Source organism: Streptomyces sp. NBC_01314 (assembly GCF_041435215.1).
Taxonomy (GTDB): Bacteria; Actinomycetota; Actinomycetes; order Streptomycetales; family Streptomycetaceae; genus Streptomyces.
In genome coordinates, this window is record NZ_CP108394.1 from 10,063,946 (window position 1) to 10,084,964 (window position 21,019).

Sequence of the window (21,019 nt, forward strand, 5' to 3'; positions counted from 1 at the left end):
GGGCTGGTTCGCAGCGTTATCACCGGTAAACCCAGAGTGACGTGAGACCAGAGTGACCCAAGGGGTCCGGTCCCGCAACTCGCGGTCCGTCAGCCGCGCCCCGCGGCCCTGCGGACGGCCTCGATGAACCGGCGCGCCGAGGGCGGGCCGGGCTTCCCCGGAGCCGGGTCGTGCTCGTTCAGGATGAGCGTGTAACGGGTGCCGTTGACGTCGGCCAACGCCCGGTCCTCGTTCGCGAACCAGGGCTTCGAGGCCCGCACCGCCTGCACCGGGGCGCTGTCGATCTCGCTGCCGTAACTGGTCAGCAGTTGCAGGCGGCCGTCCTCGATCCGGACCTGCCCCGCCCGGGTGAGCTGCCGCAGCCTCTTTCCGATCCGCACGCCCGTGGCCGTGAACTCCGGCTCGGCCATGTGCCCCGCCCCCTAGTGCGCCTCGGCTGTCCTCTGTCGTGTGATCCGTCGCGGACCGTGATCCAGTGTGCCCGAGGTCGCTTCCCCCTGGGCAGCCCCGGTGGCGTCGACTCGGCCCGTGCGGTGAAGTCTGCACGTCCCTCGCGTCGAGCACCAGTGCGCACGGTGGACCGGGGGCGGGGTTCCGGCGCATGCGCGGCATGCGCCCCCCGTGCGCCCGGCGCATCCTCGCCACAGGAGTGCCTTTGAGGTGCTCAAAGGCATGTTTATGCAGGTGAGAAGCGTGTGGAAGGTGCCTATCATCGGGGTGTCCGACGCCGCGATCCGCCGTCGGCGCAATGCGTGAGGAGCACGCCGTGAGCACCCCCCGCCCCACCCGTCCTGGCGCGACCCTCGACGTCGATCACAGCGACACCGGGTACCGCACCTGGCTCAAAGAAGCGGTACGCAAGGTCCAGGCCGACGCCAACCGTTCCGCCGACACCCATCTGCTGCTCTTCCCGCTGCCCGAGAGCTGGGGCATCGACCTGTATCTCAAGGACGAGTCGACCCACCCCACCGGCAGCCTCAAGCACCGCCTCGCCCGCTCCCTCTTCCTCTATGGCCTGTGCAACGGCTGGATCCGGCCGGGCCGCCCCGTCATCGAGGCCTCCAGCGGCTCCACGGCCGTCTCCGAGGCGTACTTCGCCAAACTGATCGGCGTCCCCTTCATCGCCGTCATGCCCCGCACGACCAGCGCCGAGAAGATCCGGCTGATCGAGTTCCACGGCGGCCGCTGCCACTTCGTGGACGACTCACGGAAGCTGTACGAGGAGTCGGCCCGTCTCGCGGTGGAGACCGGTGGCCGCTACATGGACCAGTTCACCTACGCGGAGCGGGCCACTGACTGGCGCGGCAACAACAACATCGCAGAATCCGTCTTCCGCCAGCTCCGATCGGAGCGCTTCCCCGAGCCCGCCTGGATCGTCGCCACCGCCGGCACGGGCGGCACCTCCGCGACCATCGCCCGCTACGTCCACTACATGCAGTACGACACCCGCATCTGTGTCGCCGACCCCGAGAACTCCTGCTTCTTCGAGGGCTGGACCACCGGCGACCCCGATGTCACGTGCGACTGCGGCTCCCGCATCGAGGGCATCGGCCGCCCCCGGATGGAGCCCAGCTTCGTCCCCGGCGCCGTCGACCGCATGATGAAGGTCCCCGACGCGGCCAGCGTCGCCGCCGTGCGAGCCCTGGAGGGCGCCATCGGCCGCAAGGCCGGCGGCTCGACGGGCACGGGCCTCTGGAGCGCACTCAAGATCATCGCCGAGATGGTCGCGGAGGGCCGCCACGGCAGCGTGGTGACCCTCCTGTGCGACCCGGGCGACCGCTACCTCGACAAGTACTACTCGGACGAGTGGCTGCGGGAACAGGGCCTGGACATCGCGCCGTACACGGCAGTGATCGAGAGGCTGCTGGCCACGGGCGAGTGGACGGACTGAGAGCCCTCTTTTCGCCGCCGGGCGCTGCCGCGCCCCTTCAGGGGCGCGGGGCTGTGTCGAAATGCGGCTCCGTCGCGTGGGCACGACCGGCCACGGACGACCCGCTGCCGCACCTCGTCCTCAGTCCCGGTCGAGACGGCGCTCAGTCATCGCCGCTGTCGTCGGAGTCCTCCCCGGCGACAATCAGCCGCCGCAGATGCTCCGCGATCTCGGCGCGAGCCTGCGCGGCCAGCCCCGCATCGGTCACCAACGTGTCGACCTGCTCCAACGCCGCGAACGAACTCAGCCCCACCGTCCCCCACTTGGTGTGGTCGGCCACCACGACAACCCGTCGCGCCGACTGCACGAGCCGACGGTTCGTCTCGGCCTCCGCCAGATTCGGCGTGGACAGACCCGCCTCGACCGATATCCCGTGCACCCCGAGGAACAGCACATCGAAGTGGAGTGCCGCGATCGCCTGATCGGCCACCGGCCCCACCAGAGAGTCGGACGGCGTGCGCACCCCGCCCGTGAGCACCACGGTCGCCGCCCCCTGCCGGGGTCCGGTCGTGCGCTGGGCGGCATGGAAGACATCGGCGACCCGCACCGAGTTGGTGACCACCGTCAGATCCGGTACTTCCACGAGCCGGTGCGCCAGCGCGTACGTGGTCGTACCGCCCGACAACGCTATCGCCGACCCCGGAGCGACCAGCTCCGCGGCGGCCCGCGCGATGTCCTCCTTGGCGCTCAGCTCCAGCCCGGACTTCGCCTCGAAACCCGGCTCGTGCGTGCTCGCCTCGGCCACCGGCACCGCGCCGCCGTGCACCTTCTCCACCGCGCCCTGGCGGGCGAGCGCGTCCAGATCGCGACGCACCGTCATGTCCGACACGCCGAGTCTGCGGGTCAGCTCGTTGACCCGGACCCCGCCCCGCCGTCGTACCTCGTCGAGGATCAGGGCTCGGCGCTGCTCCGCGAGGAGGTTCTGGTTCTCACTCACGCCCGCTCCGGTCCTCTCGCCCCATCACGCCCGACACGCCTTCCCTACCCCCTCCGACGAGGACATTCGCCCGTCCCCGGTCCCGAGGACGTCTCATATTCGCACGCCCCACCACGGGTGACGCCACTACCTGAACCGTCACGTGCACGTCACGCTCCGTTCCTCGCGCCCGCCACTATCACACGGATCGGGGAGATTCGGTGACCACAGGTGTACGAGGCCCGCTCAGCGGCGATCATCAGTGCCTGCACATCACACCTGACTTGCGGCGCATCACGGGGGAAGCGGAACAGTGGATCGTGCGAGGGAACATACGACACCTACGGAACCCAGGGAACATCAGGAACCCGCCGAGGCCGAAGCGCACCCGGAATCCGGCCGGTCCACGACGGACGGTACCGCCCTCGAACTGCTCGTCCACGGAGTCGGCGGAACCAGCCCCGAACGCATGCTGGACGACCCGCGCACGGTGCGGATCACCGGCGACGACACGGCCGCCGTCTTCCGGCGCATCGACGACGCCGACGCGGAGAGCCGGCCCGCCGACCACCGGGGCAGACCCGTCCCCGAGGCCTACGTCTGGTGCAACCTCACCTCCGGCAACGGCTCCCGCGCCCTGTGGCTGTTGCTGCTGCCGTTCATGGTGGTCAACCTCGCCCACTGGATGCGCCCCAGCACCCGCGACCGTCGTCGCACGGTACGCCTCTACGGCCTCCTCGTCCGGCTGACCGGCCTGACACTGACCGTGCTGCTCGTCGCGGCGGCCTGCGAGGTCGCCCTCGACCTGACGGCCTGGCAGTGCGCGGGCGCACGCGCGTGTGCGCGGGCGCACACCTGGCTCGGCTTTCTCTCCCCGGACGCCTCCGACGACGGCTGGTGGAGCCTGCCCGGCCGCCGCCTCGCCCTGGCGGCCCTGGTGCCCACCGCCCTGACCGGCCTCCTGTGGTACCTCTCCCACCGCACCTGGAGCGAGTACGAGTCCCAGCGCCCCATGGACCGCGACGACGCCCGCCCCGACGACGGGAAGGGGCCCCGCATCGCACCCGACGTCGAGGACACGGCACGCGTCGCCCTCGGCCGGCCGGGCTTCTGGTACGGGCGCCGCCTCGTGGCCAGACTGCGGGCCGCCCACACCGCGGCCGGCTTCCTCACCGTCGCGGCGGCCGTCGGTACGTCCGCGGCCCGCCACGACCGCCGGGCGGGCGGTCCCGCCGTCCTCGAACTCCTGGGCTGGCTGCTGAACGCGGCACTCGTCCTGTTCGCCGTCGTCGTGGTGTGGGTGGTGTGCCGCCGGGGCCGCAGCGAGCGGCGCCTCGACAAGCGGGTGGACGAACACCTGGTACGCCGCCTGCCCGCCTGCTCGATCGCCCTGCTCGCCCTCGCCGTGGTGTACGCCGGGTGGTCACGCCCCGGCTGGCGGTCGACGGGGCGGCTGCCGGGCGACCTGACCTTCGGCGGGATCACCCTGGTCCAGGGCCTGCTCGTCATCGCCCTCGGCGTGGTCGCCCACACCCTGTACCGCTCCCGCCCCGACCCGCGCACCGCCATGTACGGTCTGGCCGGCCCGGCCGTCGCGATGCTCGCCTGCGCTCTCGGCGGCGTGATGTCCGCCGGCGTCGCGCAGCGCGTCGCCGACTGGCTGGGCGGCACCGATGACGCACTGCCCGGCCCACCCGTCCTCCTCACCTGGCAGGCCTCCGTCATCCCGCCCCTCCTCCTGGTCTTCCTCGGCCTCCTCGGCTGGCTCGCCCGCCGCACGCAGGTCCTGCGGCGAGCCGAGACGGCGGCGGTGGAACGGGAGTACGACCTGACGGAGGAGCGACCGAAGGAGGAACGGCCGGACGAGGAGCACGAGTCCCGGGACGCCGGCCGCACCCGCCGCATCGCCCGCACCCGGGCCATGGCGTCCCTCACCGACCGGGCGCCCCGCATCATCGCCATCACCTCCACCGCGACCCTGCTCCTCGGCGCCGGAGCCCTGACCGGCGCACTGGCGACACGCGAGACACCGGCGCAGGCGGCGCACGGCTCGTACGACTTCCTCGCGGGCGCCGCCCAGACCGCGCAGGCGCTGGGGTCCTGGCTGATCGGCGTGGGCTTCCTGCTGTTCGTCACCTGGGGGCGCCGGGCCTACAAGGACGCCTCCGCGCGCCGCACGATCGGCATCCTCTGGGACGTGGGGACGTTCTGGCCCCGCGCCGCCCACCCCTTCGCACCGCCCTGCTACGCCGAGCGGGCCGTACCCGACCTGACCTGGCGCATGGCCACCTGGACCCGCGCCACGGGCGGCCGGCTCGTCATCTCCGGCCACTCCCAGGGCAGCGTCCTCGCGGCGGCCGCCGCCTGGCAACTGACCCCGGCGGTCCGCAGGCGGGTCGCGCTGCTCACCTACGGCTCCCCGCTGGAGCGGCTGTACGGACGCTGGTTCCCCGCCCACTTCGGCCCCGAGCCGCTCGCCTCCCTGCACCGCGAGGTCGACTGCTGGCGCAACCTGTACCGCCTCACCGACCCCATCGGCGGCCCTGTGCGTCTGACCGGCGGATGCGCGCCGCAGGTCGACGCCGAGCCCTTCCAGGACCCGCTCGCCTACGGCCGCACCGGCGCCCACCCGCTGCCCGCCCCGATCCTCGGCCACTCCGACTACCAGGCGGACCCGGCCTTCACCCATGAGCGACAACAACTGCTGGCGCGCATCGGCCCGGAGCTGCCGGGCCCCCGGCAGTCCTAGCCCACGGCCCGCCCGGACCCGGTTCTCAGGTCATTCGTCCGGGCAGGAGACATCCCGCTCCGGCCGCTGTCCGGTGCGGAGGAAGGCCGTCACCGCACGGTCTCCGCAGGCGTTCCCCGTCCCGAGATACGCGCCGTGCCCGCCGCTCTCCACCGTGACGAGCCGGGCCCGGTCGCCCAGCGCGGACCGCAGGTTCAGGGCGCCGGCGTAAGGAGTGGCCGGGTCCCGCCGATTCTGGAGCATGAGGATGTTGGACGGCCCGTCGTCGGTGATCCGGGTCGGCTGTTCCACCGGCTTGTCCTTCCAGAAGGAACACGGCGTGATGTTCACCGGCATCCCGGCCGTGAGCGGATACCGCGCCCGGCCGTCGGCCACGGCCCGCTCGTGCGCACCCACCGACGCGGGCCAGCGCACGTCGTTGCAGATCACCGCCGTCGTCACCGCCGCGTCCTCGTCGCTCATCGGCCCGGCCACGTCCGGTGTCAGGACCGGCGTCGCCTTCGGGTCCATGACCTGCCGTATCAGCCGGGCCAGTTCGTCGAACGAGTTGTCGTTGTAGAGAGCGGTCTGCATGGCCTGCCGCAGCCGGTTGCCGGTCAGGGAGACGCCCGTGGTGGTCGTCGCCCTCGGCGCACGGTCCAGTCCGGCCGCGAGGGACAGGAACAACGGCCGTACGTCCTCCGGCCGTTCGGCGAGCCGCAGGCCCGCGGTCTCCTGTGCCGGGTCGGCGGCCCAGACGGCGAAGTCCGGGAACCGGTCCTCCGCACCCCTCGCCATGTTCGCCAGCCAGCCCCGCGCGACCCGCCGGGGATCCGGGTCGTCATTGCTGTCCAGCACCCAACGGTCGGTCCGCTCCGGGTACTTCTGCGCGTAGACGGCTCCCACATAGGTCCCGTACGACACCCCGTACGCCGACAGCCGCTCCTCGCCCAGGGCCTGCCGGAAGCGGTCGATGTCCCGTACCTCGTTGGCGGTGGTGAGGCTGCGCAGCACCGCCCCGCCGTTCGTCGCACAGGCCTCGGCGATACGCCGGGACCGTGCCACGTTCTCCGTGATGTCGCCGTCGGGCGCCGGCCAGGGCCGCAGGGTCACCAGGTGCCGGTCGCCGGCGGGGAGTCCGCAGCTCGCCCGCGTACTGTCGCCCGTGCCGCGAGGGTCGAGGCTGACGATGTCGTACGCGTCGCCGACTTCCCGCTGCAGGGCCTTTCCCTGCTGAGTCAGCCGCTTGACGCCGGAGCCGCCCGGCCCGCCCGGGATCACCAGCAGCGTGCCTCGCCGCGCGTCGGGGTTCTCGCCGCGCAGCCGGGAGACGGCGAGGGTGAGCTGCGGGCCGTCCGGGGTGCGGTAGTCGAGCGGAACGGGCAGCTCCGCACACTCCTGACCCGCGGGGCCCTCGGAGTGATGGCATGGGCGCCAGGTGAGGGTGGGGGAGGAGAGTGCCGCCGTGGCGGCCGCCGGGCCGGTGACGGCGGTCAGCGCGGTGGCGGTGGCCGAGACGGAGAGGGCCAGGACGAGGGCTTGCCGGATGCGAATCGTCATGCGGATCATGCTGTCCGCCGGATCGCTCCGGTCCCATCCGGCAGACAGCACCCCTGTGGTGGGGTTCTCCCCCGGGGGGCCACCCCAGGAACGTCCGCTACGACAGCTTCGGCAGATCCTCCGCGTAGAGCAACGTCAGGTCGTCCTTGTCCGGTTCGACGACCTGGGCCACCCGGCTCGCGTGGCGCTCCACCATCGCCTCGAACGTCTGCCGCGCGGTACGGCCGTTACCGAAGGCCGGGCCCTTGGGGATCGCCGTGAAGTAGTCCAGCAGGGCCTCGCCCGCGCCCGCCGCCAGCCGGTACTCGTGCTCCTCGGACTGCTGCTCCACGATGCGCAGCAGCTCGTCGGGGACGTAGTCGTCGAAGGTGATGGTCCGGGAGAAGCGGGACGCCACACCGGGGTTGACGGTGAGGAAGCGCTCCATCTCGGCCGTGTAGCCCGCGACGATCACCACCACCGCGTCCCGGTGGTCCTCCATCAGCTTCACCAGCGTGTCGATGGCCTCCTTGCCGAAGTCCCGGCCCGAGTCCTCCGGCGACAGGGCGTACGCCTCGTCGATGAACAGCACACCGCCGCGGGCCCGTTCGAAGGCTTCCTGGGTGCGGATCGCCGTGGAGCCGATGTGCTCGCCGACCAGGTCCACGCGGGACACCTCGACGAGATGCCCCTTCTCCAGGACACCGAGCGAGGCCAGGATCTCGCCGTAGAGGCGGGCGACCGTGGTCTTGCCGGTGCCGGGGGAGCCCGTGAACACCAGGTGCCGTTTGACGGAGGCCGCCTTGAGCCCGGCCTGCTGGCGGCGGCGGCCGACCTCGATCATGTCGGTGAGGGCGCGGACCTCGCGCTTGACGCTGTCCAGGCCGACCAGGGCGTCGAGTTCACCGAGGACGGCCTTCGAGGCCCGCGCCGGTGTCTCGGGTTCCACGGCGGGCACGGTGCCCGGCGGCTGCTCGGTGGTGCGCTGGCCCGGGATGGAGCCCAGCAGGCCGGGCGACCGGGCCGTGGTCTGGGTGGCGGTCTCCTGCGAGGCCGGGGGCCGTATGCCCGCGCTCTCGTCGCTGGTGCAGTCCTCGACCACAGGACCACCGCCCGCGGGGCCGGGGCCGCCGTCCGCGAACTCGTAACCGCCGCGCGCGCAGCGCTCCGTACGGCACTTGCGCAGTGTGGCCCGGCAGCCGTCGATGATGTGGAAGCCGTAGCCACCGCTGCCCGTCACCCGGCAGTTGAGGAAGCTGCCGCGGCCTCCCGCCGAGACATAGAAGCCCGCCTCGGCGGGTGAGGTGACCGTGCAGCGCTCGATGGTCGGGTCGGCGCCCTTGGTGACGATCACGCCGGTCTGGGTGCCGTCGACGGTGCAGCCGTTGAGGGTGCCGCCGCTGCCGTGGTCACGGAACCAGGCGCCCGTGGCGGCGTCCCGGATCCGGCAGTCGTCGAGCTGCGCGGTCGCCCCGTCGCTCACCGACACCGCGGTGTTCCGTACCTGCGAGAGGTCGCTGTCGACGACGTCCGCTCGTGAGCCCCGGTCCAGCACGAACAGCGCGTCCGGCACGTCGTGGACCCGGCAGGACTCCAGGACCGCCGTGGCGCCGTCACTGATCCAGACGGCCGGGTAGTCGCCGGTGCTGTCGAAGATCTCGCACTGGTTGGCGTCCACGCGCGTGCCCGGGTCCCACACCGACAGTCCGTTGCGTCCGAACTGCCGTACCGACGTGCGGGTCAGGGTGAGGACGGAACGCGAGCGGAGGTCCACCGCGTTCTCCGGGATGTCGTGGATACGGCAGTCCGCGAGGGTGACCACGGCGTCCGTGTCGAGCGTGACCCCGTCGGCCGTCGTGCGGTGCACATCGCAGTCGGTGAGATGGGCCGTGGCCCGCCCGGTGATCTGCACGCCGCTGCCGCGGACCTCGTAGACCTCGCAGCCGACCGCTTCCAGCGAGGAGTTCTCCCCGGTCGCCGTCAGGCCCGAGCCCGAGGTGTGGTGCACCCGGCAGCGCTCCAGACGCGGATGGCCGCCGCCGCGCACCGCGACGCCGGCCTGGCCGGCCGAGACGACCTCGCACTCCTCGAACACGCCACCGCCGCCGTCGACCACGGCGATGCCGATGCCGGCCGGGTTGTCGACCGTGCAGCGACGGACCGTCGGGCGGGCGCCGCCCCGTACCTCGATGCCGGCCGCGGAACGGGTGACGATCCGCAGGTCCAGGAGTTCGGGGGTGCCGTCCTCGATGAGGAGCGCCGGCGCCGCCGCGTCCTGGCCCTCCACATGCAGGTCCTGCACCACGGCCGAGGCGGACACGGTCAGCGGCACCCCGTCCAGGGGCGCGATGCGGACCGAGCCGGGCGAGCCCTCCGGGCCGCGCAGCGTGATCCCCCGCTGCACGACGAGGTTCTCCCGGTACGTGCCGGGAGCGACGATGAGCACATCGCCGTCGCTCGCGGCCTCCAGGGCTGCGGCGAGCGATGCGTACTCACCCGTGCGGCGCCGCCACCGCGATGTACCGGTGTGCGTCACCTGGACCGTGCCCTGTGCCATGGCGTTGCTGTGCCCCCACCTCGTGGAACGCGGGTCGATGCCGAACAGTTCGGCTGGTCGGTCCACCGTAGCGTGCGCGGGCAGGGGGAGTTGACCGGAGTGGGAAGGCGGTCAGCTGCCCGTGCCCGTCCTGCCCCAGTCCGGCCCCGCCCTGTCCCATGCCCGGTCCCAATGGGCGTACCGGCGGCGGACCATGCGCCAGACGATCAGTCGTCTGCCGCCCTCGACGAGCCCCGCGGCGAGCACGGTGGCGCCGAATCCGGCCAGCACCGCGTGGGTCGTCGCGGTGGCGGTGTCCAGGGGGCGGCCCACTATGCGGCCCCGGCCGTCCGTCCACAGCGTGAAGTGGTCGCCGGGCTGCGGGGTCTTGAGGTTGGCCATGACCGTGCCGTGGCGGTCGGTGCCGTCCGGGCCGGTCCAGTCGGCGACCAGGCGGCTCTGCCGGTCGCGGGTCGTGGACGTCTCCGGGTCCGGGTCCAGCGGGGAGCCGTCGACCTTCTTGACGACGGTGGCCGTCACCCGGTGCCGGGCCTGCTGCTGGTCGCGCACGGACTGCTGCAGGGCCTCCTGGGCGGTGGTGCCGGTGAGGGTGCCGATCAGGGGCGCGGCGACGAGGATCAGCAGGAGGGCCGCGAACGCCAGCCAGGCCTCGACCAGATCGGTCGTCCGCCGCAGCGGATTGTGCCGCCAACGCCACAGCCCGCCGAACGCCCGTAGTCCACCGATTGCCCGCACTGCCCCACCCCCCTTCCGCGTTCGTGATAACCCGGGGCTGAGCCGTCCACGCGCGGTCCCGGTCAAGAGAGAGTGAAATCACTCTCCCACCGGCCCTTCTCATGAACTTCTCACAAAGACCCAACGGTCGGATCCGGGGCGTGTGTTCCCTGCATGCGAACCGAATCGTAGGAGATTGAATTTTCAAGCGGAGAGGGGGGCTGCCTCAAGACCGCGCGGATCCCATCGAGATCGAGCTTTCTATTCGAGCACCCGCACCGGATCGCCGATCCGTACCGTGCCCCCGGATTCCGGTACGAGGTTCTGCCCGAAGGCCAACCTGTCGCCGAAACGGCGGTGGCGGGCGAGAGTGCGCAGCGGCTCACGGCCGCGCGCGGCGGTGTCCTGGTCGGTGGTGGTCACCACGCACCGGCCGCACATCTTGGCGACCCGGAAGGTGACCTCGCCGATCGCGAGGCGCCGCCAGTCGTCCTCGGCCCAGGCGTCCGTGCCGTCGACGACCACGTTCGGCCGGAAGCGGCTCATGGGGAGCGGGCCCTCTTCGGGGTGGTCGCCCCGTGCGACCAGCGCGTTGAGCGCGTCGAGCGAGGCGCGTGCGGTGAGCAGCAGCGGGTAGCCGTCGGCGAAGCTGACGGTCTCGCCGGGGCGGGCGTACTCAGGGTCGAGCGGGCGGCGGGTCGCCGGGTCGTCGAGGTGCACGAGCCGCGCGGGGACGCCCAGGTACTCGCTGAACCAGGCATGCGCCGCGGCGTCGGCGGGGACCCCCTCCACCTTGTCCCGCCAGATCTCCACGGTGACCGTGCCGGTGGGCTCCGGCACAGGGACGGTGAGCGGTGCGCGGCCGGACGCGGACAGCAGCAGACCGCCGTCGGGCAGCAGCCCGGCGGCGGCCAACGCCATACGCGGATGCGGACGTTGAGTGATGACCTTGCCCGAGCCGTCGACCAGCACCCAACGTCGGTCGCCCGCCAGCCCCCAGGGCTCCACGACGGCCTCGTCGGGGGCGAAGCCCCGGGCCGCCTTCAGCGGGTGGACGTGGATCGAGTGCAGCGACGGAATCCCCATGGGGTCATCCTGCCAGCAGACCGTGACAACCCCACGCGAAATATTCCAAGTCCGTCAGTACCCGCGGTACTGCTGGCCGTTGTACGGGTCCTGCTGGTACGGGGCCGCCGGGGCCGGGCGCGGAGCCGCCGGCCGCATGGCCTCGTAGCCGGCCATGGGACGTTGCTGCTGCTGTTGCGGCTGGGCGCCCGGGTAGCCACGCGGACCCGCGACCTGCTGCGGGATGTACGCGTTGGGTGCCTGCTGCAGCGGCGAGGGCTGCTGGGCCTGCGGATAACCGTAGGCGGACTGCTGGGAGGGACCGGCCGGCAGCGCGGGGAGCGCCGACGGGAGCGCGGGCAGGTTGCTGCCCGGGGTGTCGTACTGGGCGGGTACCCGGATCGGGGCGATCTGAGGTGTTCCCCGCTCGGCGACGAGAGAGTCGTAGATCGGAGTGTCCGCGAAGGACGAGGCGGAGTAGTAACCGCCGCCGTAGGTGGAGCGGGGGGAGGTCATGGCACATAAGTTAAGCCCACGATGTGCTGGTTGGGGAGACCGATAAGAGGGTTGTTTTCCGTGTCGGCTGTGACGCTGGATCCCCAATGCGAGCGAACTCGGCGAAAAAGGGCAGCAAAGCGCGTACTGATCGTGTAAAAGCCGAGTTCCCGACGGGTTACCGGCGGTTGGCCACGGATCTTTCGGTACGGGTGCTGGGGGTTCCGGGCCCAGGGGGAATAGGGTTTGGCGCCACGACGGATCCGGCCGGATCCGTCGGTCCGCGTGGGACGCGGCCTGGCGACGACCTTCTGGATGACCTGCTGATGGGGGCGGACATGTCAATGTCGAAAGGATCGAACACCGCGGTGCCGACGACCGCGCTGCGCGTGGAACTGGGCCGGCACTCCGGTCCGGGCGTGCCCGACACGGACGCGTCGGCGCTGTTGCTCGTCGGAGGAAAGGTGCGTTCGGACGCCGACTTCATCTTCTACAACCAGCCCGCGCACTCCTCCGGCGCGGTCCGGCACGAGGGCAAGCGGGACGCCGGGGGCCAGGTGACCGAGTCGCTCCTCGTCGACCTCGCGCGCGTGGAGCCCGCCGTCGAGACCGTGGTGGTGGCCGCCTCGGCGGACGGCGGCACCTTCGGGCGGGTGCCCGGACTGCACATTCGGGTGGTCGACGAGCGGGCGGGCACCGAGATCGCGCGCTTCGACCCCGCGGACGCCGGCGCCGAGACCGCTTTCGTGCTCGGGGAGTTCTACCGCCGGCAGGGCGCCTGGAAGTTCCGCGCCGTCGGCCAGGGCTACAGCAGCGGCCTGGAGGGCCTCGCCACCGACTTCGGCATCACCGTGGACGAACCGCAGCAAGCGGCGGCGGCAGCGCCCGCCCCCGTGGCCGCCCCCACGCCCGTCGCTCCTCCCGTCACCGTGCCGCCCCCGGTGACCCCCGCCCCGCCCCCGCCGCCCGCCCCTCCCGTGACGCCACCGGCCCCGGTCCGCCTCAGCAAGGTGACGCTCACCAAGGAGGCACCGGCGGTCTCCCTGGCCAAACAGGGCGGCACTTCCGGCGCCCTGCGCGTCAACCTCAACTGGGAGGTGCGCAAGCAGTTCAAGGGGTGGGGCAGCAAGCTGGGCCGCGCCGTCGCCATGCACGCGGACCTCGACCTCGACCTGTGCGCCCTGTTCGAACTGTCCGACGGCAGCAAGGGCGTCGTCCAGGCGCTCGGCAACGCCTTCGGGTCGCTGCACCAGCCGCCCTTCATCCACCTCGACGGCGACGACCGCACCGGCGCCGTCAGCAGTGGCGAGAACCTCACCGTCAACCTCGACCACAAGCAGTACTTCCGGCGCATCCTCATTTTCGTCACCATCTACGAGGGCGCCCGCTCCTTCGCCGACCTGCACGCGACGGTCACGCTCCAGCCGCAGCACGGCGCCCCCATCGACTTCTCCCTCGACGAGTGCACCGTCCCCTCCACCGTCTGCGCCCTCGCCCTCATCACCAATCAGGGCGGCGACCTCATCGTCCAGCGCGAGGCCCGCTACCTCGTGCCCGAGCGCGGAGTGAGCCCGCAGCGTACGGTCGACTACGCCTACGGGTGGGGGATGAACTGGACCCCGGGCAGGAAATAGCCGCCCCTGTCGCAAGAGGGGGTTCAGGCCCGGCGCCGGTCGGGCCAGCCCTCGTCCGGGACCGAGTCCGGGCGGGCGTAGGTGCGGCCCTTCCAGGCCGCACCGCGCCCCCGGTAGTGCCGCACCGCGGAGTCGACCGTCATCAAGAGGTACAGGAACGCCGTGAACGGCAGCAGCGGGGCGAGCCACAGCGGCTGACCGTAATAGCGGAGCATCGGCACGTAGGTCGCCGTCATCAGCAGCCAGGCGAGCCCGCCGAGGAGCGCCGTCACCGGTTCTCCCGCGGCCGGACCCGTCAGCAGCGCGGCGGGCGGTACGAGGTAGACCAGGGTGAGGCCGAGGACCGTGCCGGCGAGCAGGAGCGGGTTGTGCAGCAGCTGGGCGTAGGCGCTGCGCGAGATCATGTCCCACAGGTCGTGCAGCCGGGGGTAGGGCCGCACGCTGTCCACCCGCTCCGCCAGTCCCAGCCAGATGTGGCCGCCGCTCCTCTTGACCGCCCTGGCCAGGGCCACGTCGTCGATGACCGCCTGCCGGATCGCGTCCGGGATCCGCGCCCGCTCGGCTGCCTCGGCGCTCAGCAGCACACAGCCACCCGCGGCCGCCGCCGTACGGGAACCCCGTACGCCGATCCATCGGAACGGATACAGCTGGGCGAAGAAGTACACGAACGCGGGAACGACGAGCCTCTCCCACACGCTCTCGGCGCGCAGCCGGGCCATCTGGGAGACGAGGTCGAAGCCGCCGGTGCGCGCGGCCGCCACCAACGCGCGAAGGCTGTCCGGCCGATGCGCGATGTCCGCGTCCGTCAGCAGCAGGAACTCGGGTCCCCGCGCGCGTGCCAGCGCGATTCCGTGCCGCACGGCCCAGAGCTTGCCGGTCCAGCCGGCGGGCGGCTCCCCGGGCGAGGACACGGTCAGGGCCAGCCCGCCGTGGCGTCGGGACAGGTCCCGGGCCAGGTCACCGGTGCCGTCCGAGCTGCCGTCGTCGACCAGGAAGACCTCGGCCCGGCCGGGGTAGTCCTGGGCCAGCAGCGACGGCAGGCTCTCGGGCAGCACAGTGGCCTCGTCACGGGCGGGGACGACGACGCAGACGTACGGCCAGTCGTCGGGATCCCGGCGGGGTGGCAGGCGCACATCCGTGCGCCAGAAGAAGCCCTGGCCGAGCAGCAGCCACAGCCAGGCGGCGAGTGATCCGGCGGCGGTCCACGCGATGGCGCTCACGCCCGCAGTCTGCCCCACCGGAGCGGCCGTACCGAGGCCATCGTCTATCGTGGCCGGGTGAAGATCGCGCTCATGGACTCCGGTATCGGTCTGCTCCCCGCCGCCGCCGCGGTACGGCGGCTGCGGCCCGACGCGGATCTCGTGATCTCCTCGGACCCCGACGGTATGCCCTGGGGCCCACGCACCCCACAGGACCTCACGGAGCGCGCACTCGCCGTCGCGGAGGCGGCGGCCGCGCACTCGCCCGACGCCCTGATCGTCGGCTGCAACACCGCTTCCGTCCACGCCCTGCCCGCCCTGCGCGCCCTCCTCGAACCCGGGCTGCCGGTCATCGGCACCGTCCCGGCGATCAAGCCGGCCGCGTCCGGCGCCGGCCCCTTCACCATCTGGGCGACGCCCGCCACCACCGGCAGCCCCTACCAGCGTGGCCTCATCGAGGAGTTCGCCGACGGTGTGACGGTCACCGAAGTGCCTTGCTGGGGACTGGCCGAAGCGGTGGAGCACGCCGACGACGCCGCCATCGACGCCGCGATCGCCGCGGCAGCCGCGCTCACCCCGGAGGATGTAACGACCGTCGTCCTGGGCTGCACCCATTACGAACTGGTCGCCGAACGCATTCGTACGGCCGTCCAGCAGCCCGGCCACCCACCCCTCGTCCTGCATGGTTCCGCCGGCGCCGTGGCCGCCCAGGCGCTGCGCCGCATCGGCGAGCTGCCGAAGCCCGAGGCCGACTGGACGGGTTCGACGCTGACCGTCATCCTCAGCGGCCGCGAGGGCTCGCTGCCCGCCTCGGCACTGGCCTACGAGGAGGGCAGACTGCTCGGGACGGCCAGTCCCGCGCTGGTCGCCCACCCGGAGCAGTAACGTTCCGCGACCAGGTGCCCGCGCTGCGGAACCTGAGTAGTCTCAAAGCCATGAGGGACCACCCCCACGGTGAGAAGGGTGCCCCCGCGGGCCCGCACCCCGAGGTCTGGACCGGCCGCGCCACCAACCGCGGCCAATGGCTGCTGGCACTCGGCGGCGCCGCCTGCATGGCACTGGGCATCGAACTCGCGGTCGACTCCGCGTGGACGTCCGGAGCCGCCCCGCTCGTCATGGCGGTCGTCGGCTGCATCGCGGCCGGGCTGCTCGTCCTCTTCGGCACGCTCGCGTTCGTGCATGTCTCCGTGAGGGTCGACGAGGAGTGCCTCGAAGTGCGCTGCGGCCACATCGGCGTGCCGCGCCGCCGCATCCCCCTGTCCCAGGTCGCCGACGCCGTCTTCGCCCCGTGCGTCACCCCCCACCAGTGGGGCGGCTGGGGCTACCGCTGGCGGCCCGAGAAGGGCACCGCCGTCGTCGTACGACGAGGCGAGGCCGTGGTGCTGCGCCTCTGGGACGGCCACACCTTCACGATCACCGTGGACAACGCGGAGACAGCCGTGAGCGTCATCCGCGCCCGGCTCAGCCCGAAGGCGTCCGGCGCCGCGCGCTGACGCCGCTGGTCCCGGCCGGCCCCGCCGTCCAGCGGTCGTCGAGGTCCGGCGCCCCGATGCCGCCCTCCTCGTCCGTCAGGGGCCGGGCCGTCGCCATTCCCGCGAGGAGGCCCGCGCCCGCCGTCACCGTCGTGAAGCTCAGCGCGTTGCCGACGGCCGCGATCGTGGCCAGCGCGGTCAGGGCCGCGCCCGCGGTGAGGACGACCGGGGTGGAGCGGGGGGCCCGCCACAGGACGTACAGGATCCAGCCGAACACCGCGGCGAGCAGGGCGACACCGATGAGCCCCTGCTCCGCCGCCAGCTGCAACGGCGCCGAGTGGGGTTTGTCGTCGGACGGCAGTGACAGGTCGATCGCCGGGCCGAGTTCCCCGAAGCGGCCCGGCCCCGCGCCCAGCACCGGCTCGTCGTGGACCAGGCCCAGCGCGTCGTGCCACAGCAGGACCCGGTGCGGGGTGAGCTGCCCCTCCAGCGAGTCGGTCAGCCCGGCCGGCAGCACGTCCTCGGCTATCGCCCAGACCGTAGCCGTCACCAGGGCCATGCCGAGCGCGAGCCCCGCGAGCCCCAGGCCCCGGTGCCGCATCCGGGCCGCCGCGAGCGAGCACAGCAGCACCCCGACGCACGCGGCGAAGCCGGTGGTCGAGCCGAGCACGAGCGCCGTCACCGCGATCCCGCAGGTCAGCAGCCGCAGGAGCAGCCGCGGTCCGGGTGAGCGGGCCGCCCACGCGGCACAGCAGGCGGCGCCCGCGGACAGGGCCAGCAGCGCGGCGGTCGCACCGGAGTGCCCGAGCGGCGAGATCACCGGGGAGCCCGCGACGTCGTGCGGGGTGGCGATCGCCAGACCGAGGCCGGCCAGCGCTCCGGCGGAGGGCGCCAGCACCGGCAGCAGGGACCCGCAGATCCGGCCCGCCGCATAACCGGCCGCCACCGCGAGCACCGCCAGCAGTACACCCTCCGGACGGCCGCCCCGCGCCGCCGCCGTGGTCAAAGACCAGGCCGCGCACGCCCCGAGCATGAGCACGCCCGTGACATCGGAGACGTTCCGTCTCTCCGGTGCGGCCGACGCTCCGGCCGCGGACCGCGTCCTCGTGGACCCCAAGCCGTTGCCCCCCGACGCTTCTCACCTGTGACGGGCTGCGACCGCCCGGACCCCGTCCAGCCGCACGTCAGAGGCTCGCGCACACCGTAACGGGTGATGCGCCGGTTTGTGGACGAGTTGCGCAGGAACGTTGCGCCTGGTGTGCGACAAAAGCCTCACCCGGGACGCACGGGCCGCGCTGTCGGCGCCCGGGTGGCGCGCCGTACACTCCCCGAGTGACCGTCACCGCCACTCCCGTAGACGAGCCGGAACAGCTCGAACCCCAGGCCGCGCCCGTTTCCCGGGTGTCCCGATGGGCCGGCCGGCTCCTTCCGGCCGCCGCCGCGGCGCTCTCCGGGGTGCTGCTCTACGTCAGCTTCCCGCCCCGGACCGCGTGGTGGCTGGCCCTGCCGGCCTTCGCGGTCTTCGGCTGGGTGCTGCGCGGACGCGGCTGGAAGGCGGGCCTCGGCCTCGGCTACCTCTTCGGCCTCGGATTCCTGCTGCCGCTGCTGGTGTGGACCGGCGTGGAGGTGGGCCCCGGACCGTGGCTCGCGCTCGTCGTGATCGAGGCGGTGTTCGTGGCCCTCGTCGGCGCGGGTGTCGCCGCCGTGTCGAAGCTGCCCGGCTGGCCGGTATGGGCCGCCGCGATCTGGATCGCCGGTGAGGCGGCCCGCGCGCGTGCCCCGTTCAGCGGCTTCCCCTGGGGCAAGCTCGCCTTCGGCCAGGCGGACGGCGTCTTCCTGCCGCTGGCCGCGCTCGGCGGCACCCCGGTGCTCGGCTTCGCGGTCGTCCTCTGCGGCTTCGGCCTGTACGAACTGGTGCGGCTGGTCGTCGAGAACCGGCGCACCGGCGAGGCCGTACGCCGGGGCACCGCGGCCATGGCGGCGCTGTCCGTGGCCGTCCCCCTGGTCGGGGCCCTCGCGTCCCGAGCCCTGGTGAGCGACGAGGCCGAGGACGGCACCGCGACCGTGGCGGTCATCCAGGGCAACGTCCCGCGCCTGGGGCTCGACTTCAACGCCCAGCGGCGGGCCGTGCTCGACTACCACGCCAAGGAGACCGAGCGGCTGGCCGCCGACGTCAGGGCCGGCAAGGCCGACCAGCCCGACTTCGTGCTCTGGCCGGAGAACTCCTCCGACATCGACCCCTTCGCCAACCCCGACGCCCGCGCGGTGATCGACAAGGCGGCCGCCGCCATCGGAGCCCCCATCTCCGTCGGCGGTGTCGTCGAGCGGGACGGCAGGCTCTACAACGAGCAGATCCTCTGGGACCCGGAGAAGGGCCCCGTCGACACGTACGACAAGCGGCAGATCCAGCCGTTCGGCGAGTACCTTCCCCTGCGGTCGCTCATCGGCGCCATCAACAGCGAGTGGACGTCCATGGTCCGCCAGGACTTCAGCCGGGGCTCCCAGCCGGGTGTGTTCACCATGGACGGGGCCAAGGTCGGCCTCGTCACCTGCTACGAGGCGGCCTTCGACTGGGCCGTGCGCTCCGAGGTCACCGACGGCGCGCAGCTGATCTCGGTGCCGAGCAACAACGCGACGTTCGACCGCAGCGAGATGACCTACCAGCAGCTCGCCATGTCCCGGGTCCGCGCCGTCGAACACAGCCGCACCGTCACCGTGCCGGTGACCAGCGGCGTCAGCGCGATCATCATGCCGGACGGGAAGATCACCCAGAAGACGGGCATGTTCGTCCCGGACTCGCTGGTCCAGAAGGTGCCGCTGCGCTCCTCCGAGACGCCCGCCACCCGGTTCGGTATCGCGCCCGAGATGTTGTTGGTGCTGGTCGCGGCCGGTGGGCTCGGCTGGGCGATCGGGGCCGGTGTGCGCGGGAGGCGCGCCGGTGGCGTGTAGCCGTACGCCTCGCGTGCGCGTCCCGGAACGGCGGGGGTGACGGAACCGGCCCGTTAGGGTCGGCTCCATGGCTACCCCTGATTTCATCCGCACACTCCGTGCCTCCGCCGGCAACCAGTTGCTCTGGCTCCCCGGAGTCACCGCCCTCGTCCTCGACGACGAGGGCAGAGTGCTGCTCAACCGCCGGTCCGACAACGGCAGGTGGTCGCTCATCGGCGGCATCCCCGACCCGGGGGAGCAGCCGGCGGCCTGTGCCGTGCGGGAGGTCTACGAGGAGACGGCGGTCCGGTGCGTCGCCGAACGGGTCGTCCTGGTCCAGGCGTTGGACCCGGTGCGGTACGACAACGGGGACGTCTGCCAGTACATGGACACCACGTTCCACTGCCGTGCCGTCGGCGGCGAGGCGCGCGTCAACGACGACGAGTCCCTCGACGTCGGCTGGTTCTCGCTGGACGCCCTGCCGGACCTGAGCGAGTTCGCGCTCTTCCGCATCAAGCAGACGATGTCCGACACGGTCACCTGGTTCGACCCCACGGTCTGAGGCGCACGGCTAGGGCCGGGCGGAGGCCGGGGTGTCGGTGCCCTTCGTGGCCTCCGAGGGGTCCATGGTCCGCGTACGGGCCACGGCCACCCGGAGGGTCACGGCGGTCGCGACTCCCGCCGAAAGGCCCCAGGTCAGGGCGGCCGGGATGCCGTCGCCGAGGCCGGCGGTCACATACAGGTCCCAGCGCAGCCGCGTCCCGTCCACCAGCATCCGCAGCAACTGGCTCGTCAGCAGGCCGAGGACGGTCGCGCAGACCGCGCCGACCGCCAGGACGGGGACGGTGGCCCGGGTGAGCAGGCCGGGCAGCAGGCGCAGGGCCCACCAGACCACGGCGAGCAGCAGGACGTCGATGGTCCGGTACAGGAGCCAGTCGCCGAGCGGTGTGCCCGCCGGGCCTGCCCAGGCGCCGAGCAGCAGCCACTGGCGCAGGAGGTCCCCGGGTTCGGAGAGCAGCCCGCCGCCCGAGAAGGCCGTCTGGAGGGTGGCGGCGACCGACTGGTAGGAGAGGACCACGAGGGACAGGGCGATCACCGCGGTTCCGGCGGTGGCGGCCAGACGGGCGGCGCGGGCCGGGACGATCTCCTGCGGCAGCGGACCGGCCCCCTTGGCGGTGACCCGCGCCACCAGCACGGTCACCACGGCGGCGACCAGCGCCGTCGCCACCAGGACCTGGCGCCCGGAGGCGATCACGCCCGCGAGTTGGGGGAGGAAGCGGTAACTGCCGCGCCCCTGCGAGGCGATCAGCCATGGTGCGGAGACGGTGACCGCCAGCGTGCCCGCCACCACACCCCAGGCCCACACCGCGAGCAGTGCCGCCGACAGTCGCCCGCGTACCGGCGGCAGCCTGCGGACCAGGAGCAGTGCCCCGGGCACGAAGAAGGCGAGGACGGCGGCGAACCGGATCTGCAGTGCGGTCGAGTACAGCGCGAGGTAACGGGAGCTGTCGCTGCGGAACGTGTCCCCGACGCCGTCCACCGCCGCGCCGAGCTGTGACGAGGCCGGCGGGTCGTACGACCACGGGGCGAGCCACCGTTCGAGGTCGGCGGCTGCCTGCGCGCCCAACACGTCGGTGGCGCCCCGCAGCCGCAACGCGCTCTCGCTCGCCCCCGCCCACCACAACAGCGCCGTGAGCAGCAGTCCGCCGAGTACCGCAGGTATCGCCGCACGTCGATATGTCATGTGTCGTCCCCCGATCGACCGTGTACCCCGTGAAATTGCCAGGCCGAAGGGGAGATTACGACGCGCTGGTCACACGTGGCTCACCGGGGTGCGTCGGC

The 21,019-nt window shown here is 72.5% G+C and carries 17 protein-coding genes; 7 read left to right on the forward strand and 10 right to left on the reverse strand.

Annotation, left to right across the window (positions count from 1 at the left end; all coding sequences use genetic code 11):
• Positions 1-89 precede the first annotated feature (89 nt).
• Positions 90-410 (reverse strand): hypothetical protein, encoded by a 321-nt coding sequence (locus tag OG622_RS44265; protein WP_371582647.1) that lies wholly within the window; start codon positions 408-410, stop codon positions 90-92.
• 356 nt (positions 411-766) lie between these two features.
• Between OG622_RS44265 and OG622_RS44270 the strand changes: the two genes are divergently transcribed.
• On the forward strand, positions 767-1,891 hold the full coding sequence (locus tag OG622_RS44270; protein WP_371582649.1) for a PLP-dependent cysteine synthase family protein: 1,125 nt from the start codon (positions 767-769) through the stop codon (positions 1,889-1,891).
• Between the two features lie 142 nt (positions 1,892-2,033).
• Here the strand turns inward: OG622_RS44270 and OG622_RS44275 are convergent, their stop codons facing one another.
• The gene (locus OG622_RS44275; RefSeq protein WP_371582650.1) at positions 2,034-2,867 is read right to left on the reverse strand and encodes a DeoR/GlpR family DNA-binding transcription regulator; all 834 of its coding nucleotides are present in this window, start codon (positions 2,865-2,867) and stop codon (positions 2,034-2,036) included.
• A 292-nt stretch (positions 2,868-3,159) separates the two neighbouring features.
• On the opposite strand from OG622_RS44275, the gene OG622_RS44280 reads away from it, so the two are divergent.
• A complete protein-coding gene (locus tag OG622_RS44280; protein WP_371582652.1) occupies positions 3,160-5,595 on the forward strand; it encodes a hypothetical protein in 2,436 nt (811 codons plus the stop codon).
• 30 nt (positions 5,596-5,625) lie between these two features.
• Here the strand turns inward: OG622_RS44280 and OG622_RS44285 are convergent, their stop codons facing one another.
• The 5 genes from OG622_RS44285 to OG622_RS44305 form a co-directional block, all read right to left on the reverse strand.
• The gene (locus OG622_RS44285) at positions 5,626-7,143 is read right to left on the reverse strand and encodes an alpha/beta hydrolase (protein ID WP_371582653.1); all 1,518 of its coding nucleotides are present in this window, start codon (positions 7,141-7,143) and stop codon (positions 5,626-5,628) included.
• Between the two features lie 88 nt (positions 7,144-7,231).
• A complete protein-coding gene (locus OG622_RS44290; RefSeq protein ID WP_371582655.1) occupies positions 7,232-9,670 on the reverse strand; it encodes a right-handed parallel beta-helix repeat-containing protein in 2,439 nt (812 codons plus the stop codon).
• A 111-nt stretch (positions 9,671-9,781) separates the two neighbouring features.
• Positions 9,782-10,405 carry a hypothetical protein gene (locus OG622_RS44295; RefSeq protein ID WP_371582656.1) on the reverse strand — a complete coding sequence of 208 codons (624 nt, stop codon included), beginning with the start codon at positions 10,403-10,405 and terminating at the stop codon, positions 9,782-9,784.
• A 240-nt stretch (positions 10,406-10,645) separates the two neighbouring features.
• Positions 10,646-11,470, reverse strand: a complete 825-nt coding sequence (locus OG622_RS44300; protein ID WP_371582658.1) for an MOSC domain-containing protein — start codon at positions 11,468-11,470, stop codon at positions 10,646-10,648.
• Positions 11,471-11,524: 54 nt separating this feature from the next.
• Complete coding sequence (locus tag OG622_RS44305; protein ID WP_371582660.1) at positions 11,525-11,965, reverse strand: DUF6643 family protein; 441 nt, start codon at positions 11,963-11,965, stop codon at positions 11,525-11,527.
• Between the two features lie 317 nt (positions 11,966-12,282).
• Here OG622_RS44305 and OG622_RS44310 point away from each other — a divergent pair, with 317 nt between their 5' ends.
• Complete coding sequence (locus tag OG622_RS44310) at positions 12,283-13,578, forward strand: TerD family protein (RefSeq protein ID WP_371582661.1); 1,296 nt, start codon at positions 12,283-12,285, stop codon at positions 13,576-13,578.
• 23 nt (positions 13,579-13,601) lie between these two features.
• On the opposite strand, the gene OG622_RS44315 is transcribed toward OG622_RS44310, so the two are convergent.
• Positions 13,602-14,798 carry a glycosyltransferase gene (locus tag OG622_RS44315; RefSeq protein ID WP_371582662.1) on the reverse strand — a complete coding sequence of 399 codons (1,197 nt, stop codon included), beginning with the start codon at positions 14,796-14,798 and terminating at the stop codon, positions 13,602-13,604.
• Positions 14,799-14,855: 57 nt separating this feature from the next.
• Between OG622_RS44315 and OG622_RS44320 the strand changes: the two genes are divergently transcribed.
• Both OG622_RS44320 and OG622_RS44325 read left to right on the forward strand, forming a co-directional pair.
• Positions 14,856-15,662: a glutamate racemase gene (locus tag OG622_RS44320; RefSeq protein ID WP_371582663.1), complete on the forward strand. Its 807-nt coding sequence runs from the start codon at positions 14,856-14,858 to the stop codon at positions 15,660-15,662.
• A gap of 50 nt (positions 15,663-15,712) precedes the next feature.
• Entirely contained in the window at positions 15,713-16,270 is a 558-nt protein-coding gene (locus OG622_RS44325; RefSeq protein WP_371582665.1) for a hypothetical protein, read from the forward strand.
• On the opposite strand, the gene OG622_RS44330 is transcribed toward OG622_RS44325, so the two are convergent.
• Positions 16,239-17,288 carry an O-antigen ligase family protein gene (locus tag OG622_RS44330; RefSeq protein ID WP_371582666.1) on the reverse strand — a complete coding sequence of 350 codons (1,050 nt, stop codon included), beginning with the start codon at positions 17,286-17,288 and terminating at the stop codon, positions 16,239-16,241. The genes OG622_RS44325 and OG622_RS44330 overlap by 32 nt on opposite strands.
• Before the next feature lie 293 nt (positions 17,289-17,581).
• On the opposite strand from OG622_RS44330, the gene lnt reads away from it, so the two are divergent.
• Both lnt and OG622_RS44340 read left to right on the forward strand, forming a co-directional pair.
• Positions 17,582-19,198 (forward strand): apolipoprotein N-acyltransferase, encoded by a 1,617-nt coding sequence (lnt, locus tag OG622_RS44335; protein ID WP_371582668.1) that lies wholly within the window; start codon positions 17,582-17,584, stop codon positions 19,196-19,198.
• A 67-nt stretch (positions 19,199-19,265) separates the two neighbouring features.
• Positions 19,266-19,739: an NUDIX domain-containing protein gene (locus tag OG622_RS44340; protein WP_371582670.1), complete on the forward strand. Its 474-nt coding sequence runs from the start codon at positions 19,266-19,268 to the stop codon at positions 19,737-19,739.
• A 9-nt stretch (positions 19,740-19,748) separates the two neighbouring features.
• Here OG622_RS44340 and OG622_RS44345 read toward each other — a convergent pair whose 3' ends face one another.
• Positions 19,749-20,921, reverse strand: a complete 1,173-nt coding sequence (locus OG622_RS44345) for a hypothetical protein (RefSeq protein ID WP_371582671.1) — start codon at positions 20,919-20,921, stop codon at positions 19,749-19,751.
• Between the last annotated feature and the right edge of the window lie 98 nt (positions 20,922-21,019).

What these genes read in the sequence shown, in the direction of transcription:
- OG622_RS44265 (WP_371582647.1), bottom strand. Translation starts at nt 410, where the DNA reads ATGGCCGAGCCGGAGTTCACGGCCACGGGCGTGCGGATCGGAAAGAGG.
- OG622_RS44285 (WP_371582653.1), bottom strand. Translation starts at nt 7,143, where the DNA reads ATGATCCGCATGACGATTCGCATCCGGCAAGCCCTCGTCCTGGCCCTC.
- OG622_RS44290 (WP_371582655.1), bottom strand. Translation starts at nt 9,670, where the DNA reads ATGGCACAGGGCACGGTCCAGGTGACGCACACCGGTACATCGCGGTGG.
- OG622_RS44300 (WP_371582658.1), bottom strand. Translation starts at nt 11,470, where the DNA reads ATGGGGATTCCGTCGCTGCACTCGATCCACGTCCACCCGCTGAAGGCG.
- OG622_RS44305 (WP_371582660.1), bottom strand. Translation starts at nt 11,965, where the DNA reads ATGACCTCCCCCCGCTCCACCTACGGCGGCGGTTACTACTCCGCCTCG.
- OG622_RS44310 (WP_371582661.1), top strand. Translation starts at nt 12,283, where the DNA reads ATGTCAATGTCGAAAGGATCGAACACCGCGGTGCCGACGACCGCGCTG.
- OG622_RS44325 (WP_371582665.1), top strand. Translation starts at nt 15,713, where the DNA reads ATGAGGGACCACCCCCACGGTGAGAAGGGTGCCCCCGCGGGCCCGCAC.
- OG622_RS44340 (WP_371582670.1), top strand. Translation starts at nt 19,266, where the DNA reads ATGGCTACCCCTGATTTCATCCGCACACTCCGTGCCTCCGCCGGCAAC.
- OG622_RS44345 (WP_371582671.1), bottom strand. Translation starts at nt 20,921, where the DNA reads ATGACATATCGACGTGCGGCGATACCTGCGGTACTCGGCGGACTGCTG.